Annotated in this window: 20 protein-coding genes; 10 read left to right on the forward strand and 10 right to left on the reverse strand. The window is 61.8% G+C overall.

Annotated elements, in window-relative coordinates; translation table 11 throughout:
* Nucleotides 1-2: 2 nt before the first annotated feature.
* Both araG and AC2444_RS19015 read right to left on the reverse strand, forming a co-directional pair.
* Nucleotides 3-1,508, reverse strand: a complete 1,506-nt coding sequence (gene araG / locus AC2444_RS19010; protein ID WP_012759083.1) for an L-arabinose ABC transporter ATP-binding protein AraG — start codon at nt 1,506-1,508, stop codon at nt 3-5.
* 70 nt (nt 1,509-1,578) lie between these two features.
* Entirely contained in the window at nt 1,579-2,562 is a 984-nt protein-coding gene (locus AC2444_RS19015; protein WP_012759084.1) for an arabinose ABC transporter substrate-binding protein, read from the reverse strand.
* 213 nt (nt 2,563-2,775) lie between these two features.
* Between AC2444_RS19015 and AC2444_RS19020 the strand changes: the two genes are divergently transcribed.
* From AC2444_RS19020 to AC2444_RS19035, 4 genes are all read left to right on the forward strand, one after another.
* Nucleotides 2,776-3,531 (forward strand): FadR/GntR family transcriptional regulator, encoded by a 756-nt coding sequence (locus tag AC2444_RS19020; RefSeq protein WP_003543153.1) that lies wholly within the window; start codon nt 2,776-2,778, stop codon nt 3,529-3,531.
* A gap of 66 nt (nt 3,532-3,597) precedes the next feature.
* Nucleotides 3,598-4,746 (forward strand): galactonate dehydratase, encoded by a 1,149-nt coding sequence (dgoD, locus tag AC2444_RS19025; protein WP_011653629.1) that lies wholly within the window; start codon nt 3,598-3,600, stop codon nt 4,744-4,746.
* 153 nt (nt 4,747-4,899) lie between these two features.
* Nucleotides 4,900-5,301 carry a DoxX family protein gene (locus tag AC2444_RS19030; protein ID WP_012759085.1) on the forward strand — a complete coding sequence of 134 codons (402 nt, stop codon included), beginning with the start codon at nt 4,900-4,902 and terminating at the stop codon, nt 5,299-5,301.
* Between the two features lie 88 nt (nt 5,302-5,389).
* The gene (locus AC2444_RS19035; RefSeq protein WP_012759086.1) at nt 5,390-6,169 is read left to right on the forward strand and encodes an SDR family oxidoreductase; all 780 of its coding nucleotides are present in this window, start codon (nt 5,390-5,392) and stop codon (nt 6,167-6,169) included.
* Nucleotides 6,170-6,186: 17 nt separating this feature from the next.
* Here AC2444_RS19035 and AC2444_RS19040 read toward each other — a convergent pair whose 3' ends face one another.
* Together AC2444_RS19040 and AC2444_RS19045 are read right to left on the reverse strand one after the other, a co-directional pair.
* Entirely contained in the window at nt 6,187-7,404 is a 1,218-nt protein-coding gene (locus AC2444_RS19040) for an adenylate/guanylate cyclase domain-containing protein (RefSeq protein WP_012759087.1), read from the reverse strand.
* Nucleotides 7,405-7,470: 66 nt separating this feature from the next.
* Nucleotides 7,471-8,496 (reverse strand): LacI family DNA-binding transcriptional regulator, encoded by a 1,026-nt coding sequence (locus AC2444_RS19045; RefSeq protein WP_012759088.1) that lies wholly within the window; start codon nt 8,494-8,496, stop codon nt 7,471-7,473.
* 95 nt (nt 8,497-8,591) lie between these two features.
* Here AC2444_RS19045 and AC2444_RS19050 point away from each other — a divergent pair, with 95 nt between their 5' ends.
* The 3 genes from AC2444_RS19050 (at nt 8,592) to AC2444_RS19060 (ending at nt 11,970) form a co-directional block, all read left to right on the forward strand.
* Nucleotides 8,592-9,779 carry a phytanoyl-CoA dioxygenase family protein gene (locus tag AC2444_RS19050; protein WP_012759089.1) on the forward strand — a complete coding sequence of 396 codons (1,188 nt, stop codon included), beginning with the start codon at nt 8,592-8,594 and terminating at the stop codon, nt 9,777-9,779.
* A gap of 92 nt (nt 9,780-9,871) precedes the next feature.
* A complete protein-coding gene (locus AC2444_RS19055) occupies nt 9,872-10,693 on the forward strand; it encodes an SDR family oxidoreductase (protein ID WP_012759090.1) in 822 nt (273 codons plus the stop codon).
* Nucleotides 10,694-11,058: 365 nt separating this feature from the next.
* On the forward strand, nt 11,059-11,970 hold the full coding sequence (locus AC2444_RS19060; RefSeq protein WP_012759091.1) for an SMP-30/gluconolactonase/LRE family protein: 912 nt from the start codon (nt 11,059-11,061) through the stop codon (nt 11,968-11,970).
* Between the two features lies 1 nt (nt 11,971).
* On the opposite strand, the gene AC2444_RS19065 is transcribed toward AC2444_RS19060, so the two are convergent.
* The 5 genes from AC2444_RS19065 to AC2444_RS19085 form a co-directional block, all read right to left on the reverse strand.
* Nucleotides 11,972-12,721 (reverse strand): ThuA domain-containing protein, encoded by a 750-nt coding sequence (locus AC2444_RS19065; RefSeq protein ID WP_012759092.1) that lies wholly within the window; start codon nt 12,719-12,721, stop codon nt 11,972-11,974.
* A gap of 18 nt (nt 12,722-12,739) precedes the next feature.
* A complete protein-coding gene (locus AC2444_RS19070; protein ID WP_012759093.1) occupies nt 12,740-13,822 on the reverse strand; it encodes an ABC transporter ATP-binding protein in 1,083 nt (360 codons plus the stop codon).
* A 19-nt stretch (nt 13,823-13,841) separates the two neighbouring features.
* Nucleotides 13,842-14,753, reverse strand: coding sequence for a carbohydrate ABC transporter permease (locus tag AC2444_RS19075; RefSeq protein ID WP_012759094.1), 912 nt, complete (start codon nt 14,751-14,753; stop codon nt 13,842-13,844).
* 1 nt (nt 14,754) lies between these two features.
* On the reverse strand, nt 14,755-15,642 hold the full coding sequence (locus AC2444_RS19080) for a carbohydrate ABC transporter permease (RefSeq protein ID WP_012759095.1): 888 nt from the start codon (nt 15,640-15,642) through the stop codon (nt 14,755-14,757).
* 106 nt (nt 15,643-15,748) lie between these two features.
* Nucleotides 15,749-17,041, reverse strand: coding sequence for an ABC transporter substrate-binding protein (locus tag AC2444_RS19085; RefSeq protein ID WP_012759096.1), 1,293 nt, complete (start codon nt 17,039-17,041; stop codon nt 15,749-15,751).
* A 201-nt stretch (nt 17,042-17,242) separates the two neighbouring features.
* Here AC2444_RS19085 and AC2444_RS19090 point away from each other — a divergent pair, with 201 nt between their 5' ends.
* The 3 genes from AC2444_RS19090 (at nt 17,243) to AC2444_RS19100 (ending at nt 21,705) form a co-directional block, all read left to right on the forward strand.
* Nucleotides 17,243-18,250, forward strand: coding sequence for a Gfo/Idh/MocA family protein (locus AC2444_RS19090; RefSeq protein WP_128449212.1), 1,008 nt, complete (start codon nt 17,243-17,245; stop codon nt 18,248-18,250).
* Between the two features lie 9 nt (nt 18,251-18,259).
* Nucleotides 18,260-19,258: a LacI family DNA-binding transcriptional regulator gene (locus AC2444_RS19095; RefSeq protein WP_012759098.1), complete on the forward strand. Its 999-nt coding sequence runs from the start codon at nt 18,260-18,262 to the stop codon at nt 19,256-19,258.
* 203 nt (nt 19,259-19,461) lie between these two features.
* On the forward strand, nt 19,462-21,705 hold the full coding sequence (locus AC2444_RS19100) for a glycoside hydrolase family 2 protein (protein ID WP_012759099.1): 2,244 nt from the start codon (nt 19,462-19,464) through the stop codon (nt 21,703-21,705).
* Between the two features lie 110 nt (nt 21,706-21,815).
* Here AC2444_RS19100 and AC2444_RS19105 read toward each other — a convergent pair whose 3' ends face one another.
* Complete coding sequence (locus AC2444_RS19105) at nt 21,816-22,931, reverse strand: ABC transporter ATP-binding protein (protein WP_487762898.1); 1,116 nt, start codon at nt 22,929-22,931, stop codon at nt 21,816-21,818.

Here is a 22,931-nt window from a genome sequence, read left to right on the forward strand (position 1 = left end):
TTCTAAAGGGTGCCTGCGGCATTCTTGTCGGGAAGCGCTGCCGTCAGGATGCTGCGCTCGTCGAAATCCGGACGGGCGACGTTGGCCGCCACCCTGCCCTGGCACATCACCATGATGCGATCGGAGATGCCCATGACTTCGGGCAACTCGCTGGAGATCACCACGATCGCCATGCCGCCGGCCGCAAGCTCATAGAGAATTTCGTAGATTTCCGATTTCGCCCCGACATCGATGCCGCGCGTCGGCTCGTCGATGACCAGCACCTTGATCCCCTGCTCGGACAGCCAGCGGCCGAGAATGACCTTCTGCTGGTTGCCGCCCGATAGATTGATGATGTCCTGCTTGCGCGACGGTGTTCGCACCCGAAGCTTGGCGATGAACCGATCTGCCAGCGCCGCCTCTTGTCTCGGGCTCAGAATGCCGAAGGGCGAAAAGTGCCGGCGTGACGAGATCGCGATATTTTCTTCGATCGATCGGCCCTGGACGATGCCGTCGAACTTGCGGTCCTCGGGGCAAAGCACCATGCCGGCATTGATCGCCGCTTTCGGATTGTTCGGCGAAACGGCAACGCCGTCGATGGTCACCTGGCCCTGATGCCTGGCATCGGCGCCGTAAAGCAGCCGCGCCATCTCGCTACGGCCAGCGCCGATCAGGCCGAAGAAACCGAGGATTTCGCCCTCGCGGACGGAAAAGCTGATCGGATGGCGCAGCCTCGGCCCCGACAGGCCGTTGACCTCCAGCCGAATGCCGCCGAACGGACGTTCGCGCCATCCCCAGACATTGCTGATCTCGCGTCCGACCATTTCCGAGATGATCTGCTCGCGCGTGGTTTCGGCGATCTGAGGATGGTGGGCGGCAAGCTTGCCGTCGCGCAGCACCGTCAGGCTGTCGCAAAGACGAAAGATCTCATCGAGACGATGCGAGACGTAGAGAATGACCGTTCCCTGCGCCTTCAGCCTGTCGATGAGCGAAAACAGGATTTCGCTTTCGCGCGAGGAAAGCGAGGAGGTCGGCTCGTCGAGCGCGATCACCCGTGCATCGAGCATGACGGCCTTGGCGATCTCGACCATCTGCCGCGCACCGATCGAAAGCGAGGCGACCTTGGCCGACGGATCGACATCGATGCCTATCTCCTCGAGCTTCGACCGCACCGTCTCGATCAGCACTTTCGTATGGATGACGCCGCCCTTGGCCGGAAAGCGTCCGAGCCAGAGATTTTCGGCGACGGTCAACTCCGGAACGAGTTGCAGTTCCTGATGGATGACGATGACGCCGGCATGGAAGGCGTCGCGGACGGACCCGTATCTCTGCTCCTCGCCGTCGATGAGGATGTTGCCGGCATCGGCGGCCTGATCGCCGGACAGTACCCGGATCAGCGTCGATTTACCGGCGCCGTTTTCACCCATCAAGCCGTGGACGGCACCCTTCTCGACAGTGAAGGACACATTCGCCAGCGCCTGCACGCCGGGATAACCCTTGGAGATATTGCTGAATTCGAGGAAAGCCATCATTGCTCCACCGAGAAGGACCCGGCGGCACGCTAGGCGGCCGCCGGACGACATCATCTTGGAAGGACGATCACTCGATGCCAAGATCCTTGCGGACCTTTTCAAAATCGCCGCGCAGTGCCAGGGAACCGGAGGTCAACGTCAGCTTTGCCGGCTCCTTGTCGTTGGCGATCCAGTCATACATGTTGAGCGCCGTCTCATAGCCGTGACGCTTCGGCGAGATGATGACGGTGCCGAAGAAGCCCGTCGCCGCCGGCTTCTTGAACTCGTTGATCGCCGATTCCGCACCGCCGATGCCGACACCGATGACGTTGGCCGCCGGAATGCCGACCGATTCGGAAGCACGGACGGCGCCGAGGACGGCTTCGTCGTTGAGGCCGAAGGCGACCCAGTATTTCACGTCGGCATGTTTGTTGAAAACGGTGGTTGCCGCGTTGAGCGCCGCTTCCGTATCCGTCTTCGCCTGTGGCGCATCATAGATGTTTTCGGCCGGGAAGCCGGCGGCCTTCAGCACCGACATCGCGCCTTCGACGCGGTCGACGGCGGTCGGCAGCTGGTCATAGGAGACCCGCACGGCGCCGACATTCTTCATGTCCCAGCCGCGCTTCTTGATTTCGTCGACGATCGCCTGGCCGACGGTCTCGCCGATCTTGGTGGCTGAAATGCCCATATGCGGCACGTCTTCCAGCGGCTTGCCGTCGGCGCTGACGAGGCGGTCGTCGACCGTCATCAGCTTCAGCTGGTTGGCTTCGGCCTTGGCGACAATGCCGGGGCCGAGCTTGACATCGGGCGTGCAGATGATGAAGCCCTGCGCACCCTGGGCACCGAGATTATCGATCGCCGACTGGACCTTCTCGCCGTCTTCGGCGCCGATCTTGACGACGGTGAAGCCTTTTTCCTTGGCGGCCTGGTCGGCGAATTTCCATTCGTCCTGGAACCAAGGCTCCTCGGGCTGCTTGACGATGAACCCTATCTTGACGTCCGCGGAAAATGCCGAGCCGGCCGCCAGAATGGCGAAAGTGCCAGCCAGAATGGCTGCTTTGAACAAGCGCATGTCTCTCTCCCTAAACTCTCAAAAACCGAGCAGCTGCCTCCCAGGCAACGTCCATTGAATTATGATAAATCATCATACCAGTCAATTGCCAATGTATGATGATTGGAATAATAGGATTATTGACGAGATGCCGGGAGGAAGCGTCGCAAAGCGGATCGAATTCGGATAATCAGGTTCGATTGCTTCGCACGCGAGACAGAGCGGAGAGGTGAGTTGGAAACAATCGAGCGACAGAGCGGGGCCGAAAGCCGCCGCATCGAGCGCCGCCCGCGCGTACGCCGCAACGTCACGGCGGCGATCGCTCAGGATATCTGTGCGGACCGCTATCCCGCGGGCTCACCGCTGCCCCGCGAGAACGATCTCTGCGAGCTCTACGGCGTCAGCCGCACCGTCATTCGCGAATCGCTGAAAGTGCTGGAATCCAAAGGCCTCGTCCGCGGTAAGCCACGCATCGGAACCACCGTTTGCGACAAGGACGATTGGAATATCCTGGACGCTGACGTGCTTGAATGGATGGGTCCCTATATCAAGGATTTCGACCTGCTCGGCTGCATTCTCGAGGCCCGCCGCACCATCGAGCCGGCAGCCGCCGAATATGCCGCCGAGCGCGCCAGCGCCCAGGAGATCGCCGATCTCGACAATGCCTGGCGGCAGATGCGCGACAGCGCTCGCGACCCGGAAAGCTTTACCGATGCCGACGTCATGTTCCACACGGTGCTGCTCACCGCCAGCCACAATCAGGTCTTCCGCCGCCTGTCGAGCGCCATTCACGCGGCACTGAAATATGCGCTGCATGCCTCCAATATCGGCGTCGAGAATCGCGAGGATGCGGTGCTCGTTCACGGCCAGCTGGTCGAGGCCCTGCGCATGCGCGACAAGGCGGGCGCCCGCGAATGCGCCAACCGCATGCTCGATCTTGCAGTGCGCGATCTTGCCGCCGCCGAAAAAGCGATCGGCAGAACGAAATGACCGATCACGACAAATCTGCGGACGCGCCGCCGATCGCAAACCCGGGAAGAGACTGAAAGAACAGCGATGAAGATCACCAAACTCACCACCTATATCGTTCCCCCGCGCTGGCTGTTTTTGAAGGTCGAGACCGATGAAGGCATCGTCGGCTGGGGCGAGCCGGTCGTCGAAGGCCGTGCGCTCACCGTTCAGGCCGCCGTCCATGAGCTGGAAGACTACCTGATCGGCAAGGATCCTTTCCTGATCGAAGACCACTGGACCGTGATGTATCGCGGCGGCTTCTATCGCGGCGGCGCCGTCCACATGAGCGCAATCTCGGGCATCGACCAGGCGCTGTGGGACATCAAGGGCAAGGCGCTCGGCCAGCCGATCCATTCCCTGCTCGGCGGCCAGCTCCGTGATCGCATCAAAGTCTATTCCTGGATCGGCGGCGACCGTCCCTCGGATGTCGCCAACAATGCCAAGGAAGTGGTGGCCCGCGGTTTCAAAGCGATCAAGCTCAATGGCTGCGAGGAAATGCAGATCGTCGACACCAACGAAAAGGTGGAGAAGGCGGTCGAGACCATCGCCGCTATCCGCGAGGCGATCGGCCCGCATATCGGCATCGGCGTCGATTTCCACGGCCGCGTCCACAAGCCGATGGCGAAGGTTCTCGCCAAGGAGCTCGATCCCTACAAGCTGATGTTCATCGAAGAGCCGGTGCTTTCCGAAAACAAGGAAGCGCTGCGCGATATCGTCAACCACACCTCGACGCCGATTGCGCTGGGTGAACGCCTCTTTTCGCGTTGGGACTTCAAGCAGGTTCTCTCCGACGGTTATGTCGACATCATCCAGCCGGATCTCTCCCATGCCGGCGGCATCACCGAATGCCGCAAGATCGCGGCGATGGCCGAAGCCTATGACGTGGCGCTGGCGCCGCATTGCCCACTGGGTCCGATCGCGCTTGCCGCCTGCCTGCAGGTCGATGCCGTCAGCTACAATGCCTTCATCCAGGAACAGAGCCTCGGCATCCACTACAACAAGGGCAACGACATCCTCGACTACATCTCCAACAAGGAGGTGTTCCAGTATGCCGATGGTTTCGTCTCGATCCCGCAGGGTCCGGGTCTCGGCATCGAGGTCGACGAGGCCTATGTCATCGAACGCGCCAAGGAGGGCCACCGCTGGCGCAACCCGATCTGGCGGCATGCCGACGGCAGCTTCGCCGAGTGGTGAAAGCGCATAACCCCGAAAATCGGAGCCGATTTTCGGAAAGGATTATGCGCAACTCAAAGTGATAGGGTCGCGCGAGCGGCCCTTTTTCATTCCCCGTGTAGGATATCGCGTGTCCCGTCCGTCATAGTGGAAGCTCAAAGAGGAGATTTCAGGATGGCCAGAGCAATCGCAATCATCGTCGCCCGCATCATCTTCAGCTTCGTCTTCTTCATGGCCGCCGGCTTCAAGTTCGCCGATATCGGCGCAACGGCGGGCTATATCACTGCCGCGGGCTTTCCGATGGCGACATTCCTTACCTGGATCGCCGCCTTCTTCGAGATCGCGCTGGCGCTCGCTTTCATATCAGGAGCCTTCTTCACCGAGGCCAGCCTGCTCGCAGCCATCTATGTGATCTTCCTCGCTTTCGCCTTCCACGGTCCGTCCCATTGGCAACAGAACCAGGCCGAGTTCGGCTTCTTCATCGATCACTTTACCTTCCTCGCCGGTCTGCTCTTTGCCGCCGTCCACGGGCCGGAGAGATGGGCGCTGAGCCACACCCTCCTCAGGAGGCTCTAGCACCGCGCTCTAGCGACCTGCTCTCCTTCGGAACCAAGAGCCGTGCCGAACATTGGCCTACCGGCAAAACGGCAAGGAGAGCCCGCCCATGGAGCTGAAGGGAAAGATCGCATTGGTAACAGGCGCCGGTTCCGGCATCGGCAAAGCGGCCGCTTTGCGGCTCGCTGCCGAGGGGGCAAGGGTCGCAGCATTGAGCCGCACCGCCGACGAGGTCGAAAAGACCTGCGCCGAGATCAAGGCCGCCAGCGGCCAGTCGATCGCGCTGACGGCAGATACCAGCGACGAAGCTCAAATGCGGGGCGCCGTCGCGCAACTGACCGACACCTTCGGCGGCCTCGACATCGTTGTCGCCAATGCTGGGATCAACGGTGTCTGGGCGCCGATCGACGATCTGAAGCCGGATGAATGGGACAAGACCATCGCCGTCAATCTGCGCGGCACCTATCTCACCCTGCATCTGACGGTTCCGCATCTGAAGCGCCATGGCGGTTCGATCATCGTCGTCTCCTCGATCAACGGCACCCGCACCTTCACCACGCCCGGTGCCACCGCCTACACCGCAACCAAGGCCGGCCAGGTCGCCATGGTCCAGCAGCTCGCCCTCGAACTCGGCCGACACGGCATCCGCGTCAATGCCGTCTGCCCCGGCGAGATCGAGACCAATATCGGCGCCAATACCGACAGCCGCCACCGCGAGGAGACGGAGGTTCCGGTCATCTGGCTTGAGGGGGATATTCCGATTGCCGGCGGCAAGACAGGCAAGAGCGAAGATGTCGCCGAAACAATCCTTTTCCTCGCCTCCGAGCGCGCCCGACACATCACCGGTACGCCGATCTGGATCGACGGCGGCCAGGGCCTGTTGCGATAGCCCTTGCAGTCAGGAACTCAGCCGTTCAGCCGGGCACTGTCGAGGGTGTAGAGTTCCTGCGCGCGCTGCACGCCGCGCAACGCATAGCGTCCGACGCAGGCGAGTGCGGTACGCTGCTGCTCCGGTATCACCGCGGCGAAATCGGAGGAGATCAACAGGTTGAGATCGACGGAACGACACATCGAGGCGATCCGGCTGACCTCGTTGACGGCAGGTCCGATGACGGTGAAGTCCAACCGGTCCTGGCTCCCGATATTGCCGTAGAAGACATCGCCGATATGCAGGCCGATATAGACGTCGGTCGTCGCCCGGCCGTCGGCCGCACGCGCGGCATTCAGCGTGGTCAGCTTTTCCCGCAGCAACGATTCGGCACTCAGCGCCGCACGACATGTCTCCGCCGGCACCTCGCCCTTAAAGATGGCGAGCACACCGTCGCCGATCAGCTTCAGCACGTTGCCGCCGGACTCGTGGACCGCCGTGATCACCGCCTCGCTATAGTCGTTGAGCAGCGGGATGATCTCCTCCGGCGGCACGCTGTCGGAGATCTTGGTGTAGTTCAGCAGGTCGGAAAACCAGAGTGCAGCGGAAATCCGTTCCGATTTGCCGCGGCTGATCTTGCCTTCCATCACCTGGCGCGCGGCGTCCTCGCCGAGATAGACCTCGGCGATTGTGCGGGCGATACGCCCGAGCGCGATACATTTGATCGCCAGCCCCAACACCGGCACCAGCTTGCGCAGGATGGCGAGGTCGTGATCGGAAAAGCCCTCAGGATGTTTCGTCGCGAAATGCGAGAAGAAGCAATCCATCTCGCCGATCGTGCCGGCCTCGGAAAAACGATGCATCATCGCCACGAAATCCGTGTGACCGGCTTCAGCGATCGTATCGAGCATGGAGAAATCGATCGGATCGCCGAAGCCGAGACGCCGGCGTATCTCCCGCTCGTTGCGAGACCAAAGATGATAGAAGGCCGAACGCTGCCAGTTCGACGCCGCCTCCCCCGAGATTGTCGGACCATATTCGAATTCGGTCTGGATTTCCTCGATGCTGTCCCAGCGGAAGGCGCGGCCCTCATGCACCGGATGCAGCGTATCCATCAGCGCCAGACCGCGGTCGAGCGGTAGGCCGGCGTCCCGGCAAGCCGAGCAGAAACCGGTCATGAGTTCGGCTTCCGAAACGCCTTTCAGTCCCTGCTCCGTGATCCAGGCTGCAATCGTGCTGACGTCGCTGTAATCCATGCCCACTCACCTTCACTCGTGTCAAAGCTGTAGCCCGAATTCGGCATCGAAGGAAAGCCAATTGGCTCAATCGGCCGCGGGCATATTGTAGGGCGTGACGATTTCGACTGATGAAAGCGAGGGCGTAACCGCGCGCGGCAAGGCAGTCGCGCGGCTCATGATCGCCCGGAAGGCCGAACGCGCATCGGTTCTGAGATCATGATGCAGCACGAAGCCGATCCGACGCGCCGCAAGCAGGGCGCGATTATCCGCGTCGAGATCATGGGCGACGAAAACGCGGACGGGGCGTTTGGCCGCGTCGAAGGCCGCAAGCACCGCCCGGTTGCCGCCGCCGATCGAATAGACGGCGTTGATGGTGGGATCGGCGGCAAGCGCTGCCGCGGCAAGCGTTCCCGTCGCAGCATCGGTGCCGTGCCCCTCGCTGATTTCGGTAATGCCGATGTCGGGATAACGGGCGCGGATGACGCGGCGAAAGCCGATTTCGCGCTCCTCCTCGCCACGGAAGCGTCCGCTCGACAGGGTCACCAGCACCTTGCCGCCGCCAGCCCCGAGAAATTCGCCGATCAGATAGGCGGCGGTCTCTCCCGCTGCCCGGTTGTCGGCGCCGGCATAGGCGATGCGGGCCGAATTCGGCAGGTCGGTCACCAGCGTCACGACCGGAATGCCGGTCGCATCCGCCCGCGCGACGGCGGCAGCCACCTCGGTGACGTCAGGCGCCTTGAGTACGATGCCGTGCGTGCCACGCAGCCGGATGCGATCGAGAAGCTGCGCCAGCTCGGCCGGCTTCATCACCTCGGCAAAATGGAAGCGACAGCGGAAGACGCCCGGCAGAAAGGTCGCCATCTCCGCCTCGAAGGCGGCGCGCACCGCATCGCTGAAACGCTGCGGTGTCTCCATGACGATATCGATCGCCAGCACCCGCCCGCTGCCCATCGCCCCGGCCTGCTGCTTCTCCAGCTCCGCGATCGCCGCCTTCACCCGCATCTCGGTCTGCCGGCGCACGCCCGGCCTGCCGTTCAGCACCCGGTCGACGGTCGCAGTGCTGAGCCCTGCCTGGAAGGCAATATCCTTGACGAGAAAGAGGTGTGCCATGCGATCGGTCTGATGGTTTTTTGATGGAGTTCTGATCTATATCACCTGGCATCGCGGCGTATAGTGCCTCCATTGGAAAGACGGAGGAGCCCACCATGAAAACCGACAACCAGCAGAAACTGCGCGCCGACCGCGTCTGGCTGAGCGAAGACGCATGCGATCTCGATGAGTTTCGCGCCCTTGCGGAAAAGACGACGGCACTTGCCGATTACCCCTCGGCGTCTGCGGTCGAAAAAAACGTGCTGATCTATGATAGCCGCAAGGTGATGACGACGGCCGCAACGCCAGAAGGCCGACGCGCCGTGCTGGCGGAAATCTGCGATGCCTTCGGCGAAGGTCCTGGTGTCGTCGTGTTCAAGCGCGCTTACGAAGACACCGGCATCATCGACCGCGCCAGCACGATCTTCGATGCGATCATCGAGGAACAGCACCGCACTTCGACCGGCGGCGGCGATCACTTCGCCAAGCCTGGTGCCAACGACCGTATCTGGAACTCGCTGGAAAAACATTGCCTCGCCGATCCGGCAAATTTCGCCGAATATTACGGCAACGCCATCATCGCGCTGGCCAGCGAAGCCTGGCTCGGCCCAAGCTACCAGATGACGGCGCAGGTCAACCGCGTCAATCCGGGCGGTTCGGCGCAGTCGGCGCATCGCGACTATCATCTCGGCTTTCAGTCGTCGAAGGTGATCGAACAATTCCCGGCGCATGTGCACCGGCTCTCGCCGGTGCTGACATTGCAGGGTGCGGTCGCCCATTGCGACATGCCTCTCGAAAGCGGCCCGACACTCTTCCTGCCGCACAGCCAGACCTATGTGCCGGGTTACCTCGCGCTGAAGCGGCAGGAGTTCCTGGATTATTTCGAGACCAACCATGTCCAGCTGCCGCTCGAAAAAGGCGACCTCGTCTTCTTCAATCCCGCCCTTTTCCATGCCGCCGGCACCAACCGCTCGGCCGACATCAAGCGCGTCGCCAACCTCCTGCAGGTCTCCTCCGCCTTCGGCCGGGCGATGGAAACCGTCAACCGCGAGAAGATGAGCGCCAGGCTGTTTCCCGCTTTGAAGGCCTTGCTGGGCAGGCTCTCGCCTGACGAAATCGCCAACGCCGTCGCCGCCTGCGCCGAGGGCTACTCCTTCCCGACCAACCTCGACCGCGACCCGCCGCTTGGCGGACTGGCGCCGAAAACACAAGCGCAACTGATGCATGAGGCGCTGAAGGAAGGCTGGAGCGATGAACTCTTTACGGCAGCACTTGCCGAGCAGGCGCAGAAGAAGCTGAGCTGATTTGGAGCTCGAGCCTGTTGCATCCGCACTGACATAAAAGCCTCCCGCACCCGCGGGAGGCCATTCGCACATCATCGCAATGGAGGAACCACATGAGCACAGACCACGGCCGCCTTGACGGCAAGATCGCCATCGTCACCGGCGGCACGCAAGGATTGGGCGCGACGATCGCCCGCCTCTTCGCCGAACGCGGTGCAAAAGGCATCGTCATCTGCGGCCGCAACGAAGCCAAGGGCAAGGCGAAGGCGGCGGAGATTTCGGCTGCGACCGGCACCAGGATCGTCTACGTCAAGTCCGACCTCGGCAAGGTCGAGGATGCACAGAATGTCGTGCGCGCCTGCGACGAGACCTTCGGTCGTGTCGATGCGCTGGTCAATGCCGCCGCCATCACCGATCGCGGCACCATCCTCGACACCAGCCCGGAACTCTTCGACGCAATGTTCGCCGTCAATGTTCGCGCGCCGTTTTTCCTGATGCAGGAAGCGGTGAAGGTCATGCGCCGCGAAAAGATCGAGGGTACGATCGTCAACATCGGCTCGATGTCGGCCAAAGCCGGCCAGCCCTTCATCGCCGCCTATTGCGCCTCCAAGGGCGCGCTGGAAACGCTGACGAAGAACACCGCCTATGCGCTCCTGCGCAACCGCATCCGCGTCAATGGTCTGAACATCGGTTGGATGGCCTCTGAAGGCGAGGACCGCATTCAGCGCGAATATCACGGCGCACCGGCCGACTGGCTGGAGAAGGCGGCGGCAAGCCAGCCCTTCGGCCGTCTCGTCGATCCGCACGAGGTGGCGCGCGCCTGCGCTTACCTGTCGTCTTCCGAATCCGGCCTGATGACCGGCTCGGTCATCTGCTTCGACCAGTCGATCTGGGGCGCTTACGACGGCTCGCCGCATCCGGTCGCCGCCCTCTAGAGCCTTTCCTGGTCAGATTGCAGCATTCTGCCGGAGCAGGTTTTCGTCAGGGCAGAGGCGATTGGCGAAGGGCATACCTCTTGGTACGTCCGAGCCGATCGCCTCTGATCCTGGCGGAAAGATGCCCGGCCCTTCGGGTTGGCTGAAACGGGCCGGCTGATCGACCGGCCGGCTTGGCCGTAGAGCTTGGCTACGACGCGCGCCGGCCGGTCGATCATTCGACTCCGTTTGAGCCAACAGAATGCTTCAAGCTGACCAGGAAAGGCTATACGAAACCGGAGCCCGGCATTTCCATCGCCGGGCTCTGGCACCTCCAGCTTTTTGCCGCTAGGAAAAGAACGGCAGCATTCAGGGAGGAAACTGGCATGGGCGACAATCCGATTTATGAGATCCGCGACGAACGCTTCGGTGCAATGGTCATCGGCAGCGCCGGCCTCGAGGAGCTTTATTCCGGCTGCCGCTGGACGGAAGGCCCGGTCTGGTTTTCCGACCTGAACTGCCTTCTCTGGAGCGATATCCCGAATGAACGCATGATGCGCTGGACACCGGATGGGACGGTCTCCGTCTTCCGCTCACCCTCCAGCTACGTCAATGGCAATACCCGCGACCGGCAGGGCCGGCTGGTCTCCTGCGAACATGGCGGCCGCCGTGTCACCCGCACCGAGACGGACGGCACCATCACCGTTCTCGCCGACAGCTATCAGGGCAAACGGCTGAACTCGCCGAACGACGTCGTCGTGCACTCCGACGGCGGGGTCTGGTTCACCGATCCGACCTACGGCATCCTGTCGGATTACGAGGGCCACAAGGCCGAACCCGAGCAGTCGACGCGCAATGTCTACCGGATCGACCCGGCAAGCGGCGCGATCGACGCCGTCGTCGAGGATTTCATCCAGCCGAACGGCCTTGCGTTCTCGCCCGATGAGACGAAGCTTTATATTGCCGATTCCGGCTCCGCAAAACATGAAGTGCCGCGCCATATCCGCGTTTTCGACGTCACCGACGGCAAGGGGCTTGCCAACAGCCGCTACTTCTGTAGCCTCGATGTCGGCCATCCCGACGGTTTTCGTTTCGATGTCGCCGGCAATCTCTGGACGAGTGCCTCCGACGGCGTGCACTGCTTTTCGCCCGACGGAACCCTGCTCGGCAAGATCAGGGTGCCGCAGACGGTGTCCAACCTCACCTTCGGCGGCCCCAAGAAAAACCGGCTCTTCATCACCGCGACACGTTCGGTCTATTCGATCTATATCAAGACGACCGGCGCACAATATCCATAGATCAGGCCTTCGCTTTGTCGGGACGCCCGTGCAGCGGCTCGGCCCGGTGCCAGTTTTCCAGAATGCGGCCATCGGTGTGTTTCTGCCGCGCCCAGCGGATGCCGTTCGAGATCACCTTATGCACGGTCTTGTCGTGATAGATCGGGTAGGTCTCGTGGCCGGGGCTGAAGAAGAAGATGCGCCCACGCCCGCGCTGGAAGGTGCAGCCGCTGCGGAACACCTCGCCGCCGGAATACCAGGAGATGAACACCAGCTCGTCCGGCTGCGGAATGTCGAAGGGTTCGCCGTACATTTCCGAGGCATTGACCTCGAAATAGGGCGGCAGCCCCTCGGCGATAGGATGCGAGGGATTGACCACCCAGACGCGCTCCAGGTCGCCATCAGGCGTCTCGCGCCAGGAAAGGTTGGCATTGGTCCCCATCAGCCGGCGGAAGAGCTTGGAATGATGGCCGGAATGCAGGACCAGCAGGCCCATGCCCTTCAGCACGCGCTGCTGCACGCGGTCGATCAGCCCGTCGCTGACCTCCTCATGCGCCATATGCCCCCACCAGAGCAGCACGTCGGTATCATTGAGCACGGAATCCGGCAGCCCTTCATCCGGATCGTCTAGCGTACCGCGGCGGACCTCGAAATCGGGGTGGGCGATACCGGCAGCGATCGCTCCGTCGATACGATCAGGATAGATATCCTGAACTTCCTTGTGGACCTGCTCGTGGCGCCCTTCGTTCCAGATCGTGACCTTGATTGTCATGTCATTCCTCGATGTGTTTCAAGCGGTTGCCGAACGGATTACCCGGCCGGCGGAATCAAACAGATGGCAACCGGCGCGCTCGGCAGTCAGCGACACACGATCGCCCGGCCGCACCGCGATATCGCCTTCGGCGCGTACGACAATCGGCTGCTGCTGCGAACCGACTGTCAGATAGGTCTCCACGCCCAAACGCTCGACGATGACGACCTCGGCCGAAAAATCACCCTGCCCTTGGGGTGCGAGCTTCAGATGTTCCGGCCGAATGCCGAGCTTCGCCTCGCCCTGCTGCACGGCGCCATTGCCGTCTGAAAGGTCGATGGAAAGGCCGAGCGGGCTTTCCAGATGCACCTTGCCGCCATCCCGGCGCGTCGCCGTCATCGGCAGCACGTTCATCTTTGGCGAGCCGATGAAGGTTGCGACAAATTCGTTGTCCGGCTGATGGTAGAGATCCATCGGCGCGCCCTGTTGAGCGACGACGCCCTTGTTCAGCACGACGATGCGGTCCGCCATCGTCATCGCCTCCACCTGGTCGTGCGTGACGTAGACGACCGTCGCCTTCAGCTCGCGGTGCAGGCGTTGCAGCTCGGCGCGCATCTGCACGCGCAGCGCCGAATCGAGGTTCGACAGCGGTTCGTCGAACAGGATCAGCGCCGGTTTCTTGATGATGGCGCGGCCGATCGCCACGCGCTGGCGCTGGCCGCCGGAAAGGGCGGCCGGGCGGCGGTCGAGGTAGTCGGTGAGCTGCAGGATTTCGGCGACACCTTCCACCTGCCGGCGGATTTCCGCCTCCGGCACCTTCTTCAGGCTGAGCGAGAAGCCAATGTTTTCGGCAACGCTCATATGCGGATAGAGCGCATAGGACTGGAACACCATGGCAATGCCGCGCTTGTCGGGCGGCACGTCGTTGATGCGTTTGCCGTTGAGGATAAGGTCGCCGTCATCGATGCCTTCGAGGCCGGCGATCATCCGCAGCAGCGTGGACTTGCCGCAGCCGGAGGGGCCGACGAAAACCGCGAATTCTCCGTCTTCCACGGTAATGTCGACGCCCTTGATGACCTCGAGCGCGCCGTAGAATTTGCGAACGTTTCTGAGATTGATCATCTGTTTCTCTTTCTTGATCTCAGCCCTTCACGCCGCCCGAAAACGTCTGGACGAGGAAGCGCCGCGCAAAACCGAAGGCGACGACGGCGGGCAGCAGATAGATGAATGCCAGCGCGGTCAGCAGGCCGTAATCGATCTCGTTGATGCGCAGGAAGGCGCGGAAGAGACCGAGCGGCAGCGTCTGCAGCTCCGGCGACGACAGGAGGATCAGCGGCAGCAGGAAATCGCCCCAGGCCGACATGAAGGCGAAAAGCCCGGCCGCAGCCAGCCCCGGCAGCGCCAGCGGGATCAGCACCCGGCGGATGCGCTGGGTGAGTGTTGCCCCATCCATCAGCGCCGCCTCCTCGTAGTCCCTCGGCAGCCCATCGAAGAAGGTCTTCATGATCCAGAGCGCCAGCGGCAATTGCATTGTCGCAAGCACCAGGATCAGCCCAAGATACCCGTCGATGAAGCCAGTCCAGCGCATGATGTCACGCGTATAGCTGCCGAAGATCGGCCTGAGCACCGCCGCTTCCGCATTGTTCAACGTCAGCAGGAATTTATAGAGCGGCACGACCAGCGCCGTCGGCGGCAGCACCCGGATGAGCAGGATTGCGTAGAGGAAAGGCAGCTTCCACCAGGCCCGGGTGCGCGACAGCGCATAACCGCCGAGCCCCGAAAGCACCATGACGAGCAGCGTCGCGCTAGCGACCACGAAGAGCGAATTGAACAGCCACTTCGCCCCGTCTTCCTTGGTGAAGACCCTGATATAGTTGGCGAAGGTCCACTGCTCCGGCCAATGCAGGAAGAGCTGCGCATTGCCGTCGAGAGAGGCAAGCAGCACCCAGAAGAAAGGTACCGCGCAGAAGATCGAGATCAGCGACAGCGTCGCATAGGCGATGAGGTCGGACCGACCTTTGTTTGCAGTTTCGCTCGGGGAAACGACGGCCATGTCAGACCTCCACCTTCATGGCCCGGACATAGGCGATACCTAATATCAGTGAGATGACGAGCGCGACGACGGCGACCGCAGCACCATAGCCCAGCTGGAACGCCGTGAAGGACTGGTTGTAGATATAGATGCTGACGACCTCGGTCGCCCCGCCCGGCCCGCCGCGCGTCAGCGCATAGACGAGACCGAAGACGGCGATGGTGGAGACGGCCGAGATCAGCATATAGAGCAGGATCGTCGGCATCATCAGCGGCAGGGTGATGCGTCGGAACATCTGCGACGGTGTCGCGCCGTCCATGCGGGCCGCCTCGTAGATCTCCGCTGGAATGGTGCTGAGGCCGGCCGTTAATAGGATCATCGCCGTTGCGATGCCGCGCCAGGTGTTGACGACAATGATCATCGACAGCGGGAAGACCTGCAGCCAGTCGGCCGGCGTGATGCCGAAGAAGCTGACGATGCGGCTGAGTGTGGCATTGTCGCCGCCCGCCAGCATCGAGATCCACATGAAACCGGCGACGACTTCAGGGGCCGCGTTCGGCAACAGGATGATCGACGAGAACACCCGCCGAAAGCGGATCGGCCGGCGCAGCGCAATTGCCGAGATCAGGCCGAGCACGAACTGGCCGATCACCGCCGAACCGATGACGAAGACGAAGGTGACGAACAGCGAATTCCAGAACTTCGCGTCGTTGAAGAGCCGCGTATAGTTCCTGAAACCGACGAAACGGGGCCGAAGGGCCGCAGCCCCGGTCAGCGCCTCATTGGTGAAGCTCAGATAGATCGAATAGAGGGCCGGATAGATGACGAAGGCCAGAAGCAGCACCAGCGAGGGCAGCAGGATCAGCAGCCATTGCCGCTCGGCGCGCTTTTCATGAGAGTTTCGGGCCATGGAAGCTCACAAACCTTATCGATGGAACCGGCTTATCGAATGAAAGCGGGAAGACGCGGGCGTTGGCGCCGCGTCCCCGTCGTGGCGGAAGAGAGGGTGCCGGAGCTTACTTGACCATGTCGTCGCCGAGCGTTTCCTTGACGTAGTCGACAAGGATCTTCTGGGCGCCGGCGGCATCGGTTTCCTTGCGCAGCAGCGCTTCGGTGGCCCGCGCGACCCCTTCCGAGACCGTACCGAAACCAGAGGCCTGCTTCAGGAACACGCCGTTCCCGGCCGCAGCATGGATCGGAACCAGTTCCGTCAGCTTCTGGAACTCGGCATTGTCAGCCGCATCCTTGCTGGCGGGGATGTTGCCGATGCGGGCGGCGTAGGAAACCTGCGTCTCGATCGAGCCGATCTCCATCAGCGCCTTGATTGCCAGTTCGGTATTGGCCGACTTGGAATTGACGGCCCACGGCGCAGCGAGATTGGCAAGCACATACTGGCCGCTGCTCTGGCCGGGAACCGTCCAGGTGCCGACCACCTTCGTCACGTCAGGGATCGGGTTCTTGCTTTCGCGACCCCAGTCGAAAATATAGCACCAGGAGCCGCAGGTAGTCGCGGCGAGCTTGCCTTCCGGGAACATCTGGTACTTCGGCACGACCCAGGGCTCGGGTCCGAGCAGCGGCTGCGTCGGCATCAGATCCTTGTCGATCAGTTCCTTGTAGACGTTGAAGACATCCTTGATGCCTTCGCCATTCAGATCGAGCTTGCCGTCGGCATCGACCAACTGCGGCGTCTTGGAACCGACGAGCAGATGCTGGAAACCTTCGTCGAAGGCACCGCTTCCCCAGGAAACGCCGGCCGGAAAGAGTAGGCCGTAGGCGCCGGTCTTCTGCTTGATCTCGGCCGCGCGGTCGAGAAGTTCCTGCCAGGTCTTCGGCTGTTCGGTGGAGATGCCGGCTTTTTCGAGAACGTCCTTGCGGTAATAGATTTCCTGAATGCCGAGCATGAACGGCATCACATAGGTTTCACCATCCGGGCTGACGGCAAGCTCCTTGGCGACGTCATAGAGGTTGGCGTAGCCGTCCCAGGCCTTGAACTCCTTGGTAACAGGCGCGAGGTAACCGGCTTCCACCATGTCGGCGACCGCAGCCGTCGTCGGGATGGAGAACAGGTCGGGCGCGTTGCCGGCGCCGAGCTCGGTCAGGAGTTTCGTCAGGTAGTCCTTGTCGGGCGCCGGATATTCGATGACCTCGACGGTGACGCCATATTTCTTTTCGATCCGCTCGACCGTCGACTTCATCGCGTCGATGCCGGCCTGACCATGATTTGCAATTCGGATTGTTTCTGCCTGTGCCAGCGTCGAAACCGCGCTCAGCAGAATGGCGCATAGGCCGCCAAGAACCATTTTCTTCAACGGAAGTCCTCCCTTTTGTAGAGACACGGCGCCCTCCAGCACCGGTCGTGAAAATGTACACGCATTCCAAATGCTGACAAGACGGTTTTGAAAAGATTCGAACAAGAGATTTAATATACTGATATTGCTTATTTATTTAGATATTGCCATCGCCATACAGTTTGTGTAATCGTGTGCACAATGTATTCAGGGAGGAATTTCATGTCTGAGAAATTGCGCCTCGGCGTCATCGGCGCTGGCTTGAAGGCGGCGGAATATGCCGAGAGCTGGGTCAAGATGCCGGAGATCGAATTCGCTGCTCTCGCCGACACCACGGCGGCGTCGCGCCAGCGCCTGATCGACGTCTGCCTCGCCGCCGGCGCACCAGAACCGAGGAGCTTCGAGGATTATCGCCAGATGCTCGCGGAATGCCGGGGCGAACTCGACATCGTCTACGTCTCGACCCCGCATGCCTTCCATGCCGAGCAGGCAACTGCCGTCGCCGAGGCTGACCTCGATCTCTTCCTGGAAAAGCCGATGGTGACGACGGTTGCTGAGGCCGAGAGGCTGATCGCCGCACAGAAAAATAGCGGCGTCACCATCGTCACCGCCTTCCAGGGCGGCCTGTCGCCGCTGGTGCTCGACACGCGCCGGCGGGCCCTCACCGGCGAATTCGGCGAGTTGATCGCCATATCGGGCATGATCTGGGAAAGCTGGTCGTCCAATTACGACGGCCATTGGAAGCAGCAGCCTGACATCTCCGGCGGCGGCTTCATGTTCGATACCGGCGCCCATATGATGAACACCGTCTGCCTGCTCGCCAATTCGGACTTCGACAGTGTGTCCGCCTATATGAACAACCACGGCAGACAGGTCGATATCACCACGGCCGTCTGCGCCCGGCTGAAGAACGGCGCGCTGGCGACATTGACGGCCGCCGGCGAAGGACCTCCGGGCTGCGCTTCCTACATCACCTTCTTCTATTCGAAGGCGATCGTGCGCATCGACGCCTGGGGTGGCTGGCGCGAGATCAGTATCGGGCGGATCGCCGAGCCGCGCGAGGAAGCCGAGATTCTCGGCAACCCGATGAAGAATTTCCTCGCCATTCGCGAGGGAAAGATGGAAAACTCCGGCTCCGTTGAAATGGGCCTCAGATTCGCTAGGCTATGGGATGCAATCAAGGAATCGGCAGCGGCCGACGGCGCTTCCGTCAGGATCGTCGCCCAATAGGCGCTGAAGATGAGCGGAATGAACAGACGGCGGATCACTTCGAAGGAACTGGCGAAACTCGCCGGCGTCTCTTCCGCCACCATTTCCCGCGCCTTCTCGCCGGATTCGCGCATCGGCAGCGCCACGCGTGACCGCATCCTCGCCGTCGCCCGTGAACATGGCTACCAGCCGAACGCGATCGCCCGCTCGCTGAACAACCAGCGCTCGCGGCTCGTCGCCCTCGTCGTCAATGCGATCGGCAACCCTTGCGAGGCTGAGGAGCAACAGCTTCTCGTCCACCGCCTGCAGGCCAGACAATTGCTGCCGATCATCCTCTGCTGCGCCGATCATTCCGACCGGCTGCAACTGATGCGCCTTGCATCCACCTATCAGGTCGATCACGTCGTCGTCTTCTCCGACATGGTGTCGATGCAAGATGCGGTCGACATCTTCCACACGACGAAGCCGATCATCGTCTCCTTCGAGCCGCTCGACAACGAAAACGTCTCCAGCATCCGCATCGACGGCGCTGAGGCGGCCGACGAGATCGTCGATAAGATCGTCCGCGACGGCAAGAAGCGTTTTGCCTACCTTTCCGGCACCAATTCAAGCTGGATCGACAAGCTCCGGCGAAAATGGTTCGTCGATGCGCTAGCCAAGCGCGGACTTGCTTTCGAGGCACAGGCCTTCGGTGACTACTCCTATGATTCCGGCTTCAAGGAAGCCGTGCTCCTGCTGCACCGGGATAAGGTCGACGCCATCATCTGCGGCAACGACGTCATGGCGATCGGCGCACGCGATGCGGCCCGCCGGGTGCTCGGCAAGAACACCCCTGATGATATCGCCATCGTCGGCCAGGACGGCATCGCCATGGCTGCCTGGGATTGCAACGACCTGACCACACTGAGCCTGAACCACGTCGCCTTCATCGATGCCGTCGTCGAATTGATCGAACGGCATGACGCCGAGATCGAAGGCCCGCACAGCATCACGCTCACCTGCACCGCCCGCTGGGGCTCGACCGCCTGAAGCATGTTGCCTGGAAGTGCACAGCGGTTGCGGGGTGACGACATGCATGAAAAAAGCTAAAGCGCGTCGCATGAATCGAATTCGATGTGACGTATTTTAGCGGCTCGCTCATCCATTGCGTCCAGGAGGAATACCGATGACCAGATTTTCACGCGCCGAGAGGCGCCGCAATGTCCCTGATGTCGTAACCTGGAGAGCCTGAAATGCGTTCCGTCGTTTCCTTCAACGAAGGCTGGAGTTTCCATGAGGGCTTCGGCCAGCGTTTGCTCGAAGCTTTCGATGCCGCCAAGTCGGTCAGCCTGCCGCATACCGCCGTCGAACTGCCCTTCAGCTATTTCGACGAGACCAGCTATCAGCGCGCCTTCACCTATCAGAAGGTGCTGCGCTGGCTGCCGGAATTCGAGGGCCGCGAGGTTTCGCTCGTCTTCGATGCCGCCATGGCCGACAGCGTCGTCTATCTGAACGGCGAAGAAATCATTGCCTATAAGGACGGATACACGCCCTTCGAGGCCCGCCTCACCGGCAAGCTCGTCAAGGGCGAGAACCTCGTCACCGTCAAGATCGACGGCAGCGAGAACCCTGACATTCCGCCTTTCGGCGGCCGCATCGATTATCTGACCTATGCCGGCATCTACCGCGATGTCTGGCTGAAGGTCACCGACCCGGTCTCGATCCGCAATCTCAAGATCGAAACCACTGACGTTCTTCGCCCGGAGAAATCGGCGACCATCCGCGTCGACATCGCCAATCCCGAGGGCCGCAGCTTCTCGGCGACCGTCACTGCCACGCTGAAACAGGCCGACGGCACGGTGGTCGCCACTGCCGCGACCGAAACGATCGGCAGCCGCACCACGCTCTCCTTTGGCGGCCTCACCGGCATCGCCCTCTGGGACATCACCGATCCCACGCTCTATGACGTCACCGTCGAGCTCAGGACCGAACACGGCTCCGACCGTATTTCCACCCGGTTCGGCTTCCGCACCGCCGAATTCACGCCGGAAGGTTTCCTCCTCAACGGCAAGCCATTGAAGCTGCGCGGCCTCAACCGCCACCAGGCCTTCCCTTATGTCGGTTATGCCGCCGGCCGCTCTGCCCAGGAGCGTGACGCCGACATCATGAAGACGGTGCTGAAGTGCAATATTGTCCGCACTTCGCATTATCCGCAGTCGAAATGGTTCCTCGATCGATGCGACGCAATCGGCCTGCTGGTTTTCGAGGAGATCCCCGGCTGGCAGCATATCGGCGATGCCGACTGGCAGCAGGAATCGATCGAGAACGTCCGCCGCATGATTGAGCGCGACTGGAACCACCCCTCGATCATCATCTGGGGCGTGCGCATCAACGAATCGCAGGATAATCACGATTTCTACGCCAAGACCAATCGCCTCGCCCGTGAACTCGACAGTACCCGCCAGACCGGCGGCGTGCGTTATCTCACCGAGAGCGAGCTGCTCGAAGACGTCTACACGATGAACGACTTCATCCTCGGCAATGAAGAGCTGCCGGGCGCCAACCGACCGCGCACCGCCCTGCGCGCCCAGCAGGAAAATACCGGACTATCGCACAAGGTGCCGTACCTGATCACCGAGTTCAACGGCCACATGCACCCGACGAAGATCTATGACCAGGAGCAGCGCCAGGCCGAGCATGTGCGCCGGCACCTGGAAGTGCTGAATGCCGCCCATGGCGATCCTGATATCTCCGGCGCCATCGGCTGGTGCATGTTCGATTACAACACCCACAAGGATTTCGGCTCCGGCGACCGCATCTGCTATCACGGCGTGATGGACATGTTCCGCGAGCCGAAATTCGCGGCCTATGCCTATATCAGCCAGTGCGACCCTTCCGAGGAGATCGTCATGAAGCCGGTGACCTTCTGGGCGCGCGGCGAACGCAATATCGGCGGCGTGCTGCCGCTGATCATCCTGACCAATTGCGACGAGGTGGAACTGCAATATGGCGGGCTTTCCAAGCGCATCGGTCCGGATCGCGAGAACTACCCGCATCTGCCGCACCCGCCCGTCGTGCTCGACCATCGGCACTTTACCGCCGATGAGCTCGGCACCTGGGGTCTCGAATGGATCGACGGCACCTTCACCGGCTATATCGGCGGCGAGCCGGTGGCCAGCCTGACGCTGGTGGCCGATCCGTTGCCGACGACTCTGGAAGTCGTTGCCGACAGCTCGACGCTGAAGGCCCGTGAACGCGACAGCACGCGGGTCATCATCCGCGCCCTCGACCAGCGCGGCCAGCGCCTGCCTTTCTTGAACGACAGCATTTCGCTGAAGGTTCACGGCCCGGCTAGGATCGTCGGCCCGACCAATGTCCCGCTGCAGGGCGGCACCGCCGGTTTCTGGCTGGAGGCGACCGGGTTCACCGGCGAGATCACTATCGAAGCGGTTTCCACGCGTTTTGCGTCGGTGACGCTCGGCGTGACGGCTGCCTAGCGCATAACCCCGAAAATCGAAATCGATTTTCGGAAAGGAATTATGCGCAAACTCAAACTGTTAGAGCGTCCTTAGTGCGTCTTTCTAGACGCGCGGCGCTCCAACGGCCCTCACCCGATCCTGAGCTGGCTACTGGGATCGAAGAAGACGGCCTTATCGAGATTGAATGCGAGGCGGGTGTTTTGTCCTGGCGCGATGCCGGTATCGGCGCGCAGGCGGGCGACGACGGATTTACCGCCGAGCTTGGTGACGGCGAAGGTATCGGAGCCGGCCGGTTCGACCACCTCGATCAGGCAATCGCCCTCGGTCAGCGAGCGCGCCTTGCGGTCGGCGCCATCGGGATCGGTCAAGGCCTCCGGCCGGATGCCGAAGATCACCTGTCTGCCGGTATAGGCGGTCAGGCCGTCATTGCCTGAGATGACGGGCAGTCGGAGCGGGGCGGCATTCGGCCGCTCCAGCGAGACTTCGAGGCCGCCGGCGCCGTTCTCGACGGTGGCGTTGAGCAGGTTCATCGCCGGCGAGCCCATGAAGGCGGCGACGAAGATGTTGGAGGGGCTGTTATAGATCTCGGCCGGCGTGCCGAACTGCTGCAGCACGCCATCCTTCAGTACGGCGATCTTGGTCGCCAGCGTCATCGCCTCGATCTGGTCGTGGGTGACATAGACGAAGGTGGTGCCCATGCGCTGATGCAGCCGCTTGATCTCGGTGCGCATGTCGACGCGCAGCTTGGCGTCGAGATTGGAGAGCGGTTCGTCGAACAGGAAGACCTGCGGATTGCGCACCAGCGCCCTTCCCATGGCGACACGCTGGCGCTGGCCGCCGGAGAGCTGGCTCGGCTTGCGGTCGAGCAGATGGCCGATCTGCAGCATGTCGGAGACTTGGGCGATCGCCCTGGCGCGCTCCTCCTTCGGCACACCGCGGATCTCCATGCCGAAGGCGATGTTGCCCGCCACCGTCATGTTCGGATAGAGCGCATAGGACTGGAACACCATGGCGATGTCGCGCTTGGAGGGATGCAGGCCGCTGATGTCGCGCCCGTCGATCTTGATATCGCCTGAGGTGATCGTCTCCAGCCCGGCAATGGTGTTGAGCAGGGTGGACTTGCCGCAGCCGGATGGGCCGACCAGCACGAGAAAGCCGCCCTTTTCGAGTTCGAGGTCGATCCCCTTGAGAATGTCGACTGCGCCGAAGCGCTTTTTGAGACCGGAGATTTCGAGGAAGGCCAT

The sequence above is a fragment of the Rhizobium sp. WSM1328 genome (genome assembly GCF_057653715.1).

Bases quoted from the DNA above. Each gene is read 5' to 3' on its own strand.
- AC2444_RS19075 (WP_012759094.1), bottom strand. From the start codon at position 14,753: ATGGCCGTCGTTTCCCCGAGCGAAACTGCAAACAAAGGTCGGTCCGAC.
- AC2444_RS19015 (WP_012759084.1), bottom strand. From the start codon at position 2,562: ATGCGCTTGTTCAAAGCAGCCATTCTGGCTGGCACTTTCGCCATTCTG.
- AC2444_RS19060 (WP_012759091.1), top strand. From the start codon at position 11,059: ATGGGCGACAATCCGATTTATGAGATCCGCGACGAACGCTTCGGTGCA.
- AC2444_RS19105 (WP_487762898.1), bottom strand. From the start codon at position 22,931: ATGGCCTTCCTCGAAATCTCCGGTCTCAAAAAGCGCTTCGGCGCAGTC.
- AC2444_RS19090 (WP_128449212.1), top strand. From the start codon at position 17,243: ATGTCTGAGAAATTGCGCCTCGGCGTCATCGGCGCTGGCTTGAAGGCG.
- AC2444_RS19100 (WP_012759099.1), top strand. From the start codon at position 19,462: ATGCGTTCCGTCGTTTCCTTCAACGAAGGCTGGAGTTTCCATGAGGGC.
- AC2444_RS19095 (WP_012759098.1), top strand. From the start codon at position 18,260: ATGAGCGGAATGAACAGACGGCGGATCACTTCGAAGGAACTGGCGAAA.
- AC2444_RS19080 (WP_012759095.1), bottom strand. From the start codon at position 15,642: ATGGCCCGAAACTCTCATGAAAAGCGCGCCGAGCGGCAATGGCTGCTG.
- AC2444_RS19070 (WP_012759093.1), bottom strand. From the start codon at position 13,822: ATGATCAATCTCAGAAACGTTCGCAAATTCTACGGCGCGCTCGAGGTC.
- AC2444_RS19050 (WP_012759089.1), top strand. From the start codon at position 8,592: ATGAAAACCGACAACCAGCAGAAACTGCGCGCCGACCGCGTCTGGCTG.
- AC2444_RS19045 (WP_012759088.1), bottom strand. From the start codon at position 8,496: ATGGCACACCTCTTTCTCGTCAAGGATATTGCCTTCCAGGCAGGGCTC.
- AC2444_RS19030 (WP_012759085.1), top strand. From the start codon at position 4,900: ATGGCCAGAGCAATCGCAATCATCGTCGCCCGCATCATCTTCAGCTTC.
- araG (WP_012759083.1), bottom strand. From the start codon at position 1,508: ATGGCTTTCCTCGAATTCAGCAATATCTCCAAGGGTTATCCCGGCGTG.
- dgoD (WP_011653629.1), top strand. From the start codon at position 3,598: ATGAAGATCACCAAACTCACCACCTATATCGTTCCCCCGCGCTGGCTG.
- AC2444_RS19065 (WP_012759092.1), bottom strand. From the start codon at position 12,721: ATGACAATCAAGGTCACGATCTGGAACGAAGGGCGCCACGAGCAGGTC.
- AC2444_RS19055 (WP_012759090.1), top strand. From the start codon at position 9,872: ATGAGCACAGACCACGGCCGCCTTGACGGCAAGATCGCCATCGTCACC.
- AC2444_RS19040 (WP_012759087.1), bottom strand. From the start codon at position 7,404: ATGGATTACAGCGACGTCAGCACGATTGCAGCCTGGATCACGGAGCAG.
- AC2444_RS19035 (WP_012759086.1), top strand. From the start codon at position 5,390: ATGGAGCTGAAGGGAAAGATCGCATTGGTAACAGGCGCCGGTTCCGGC.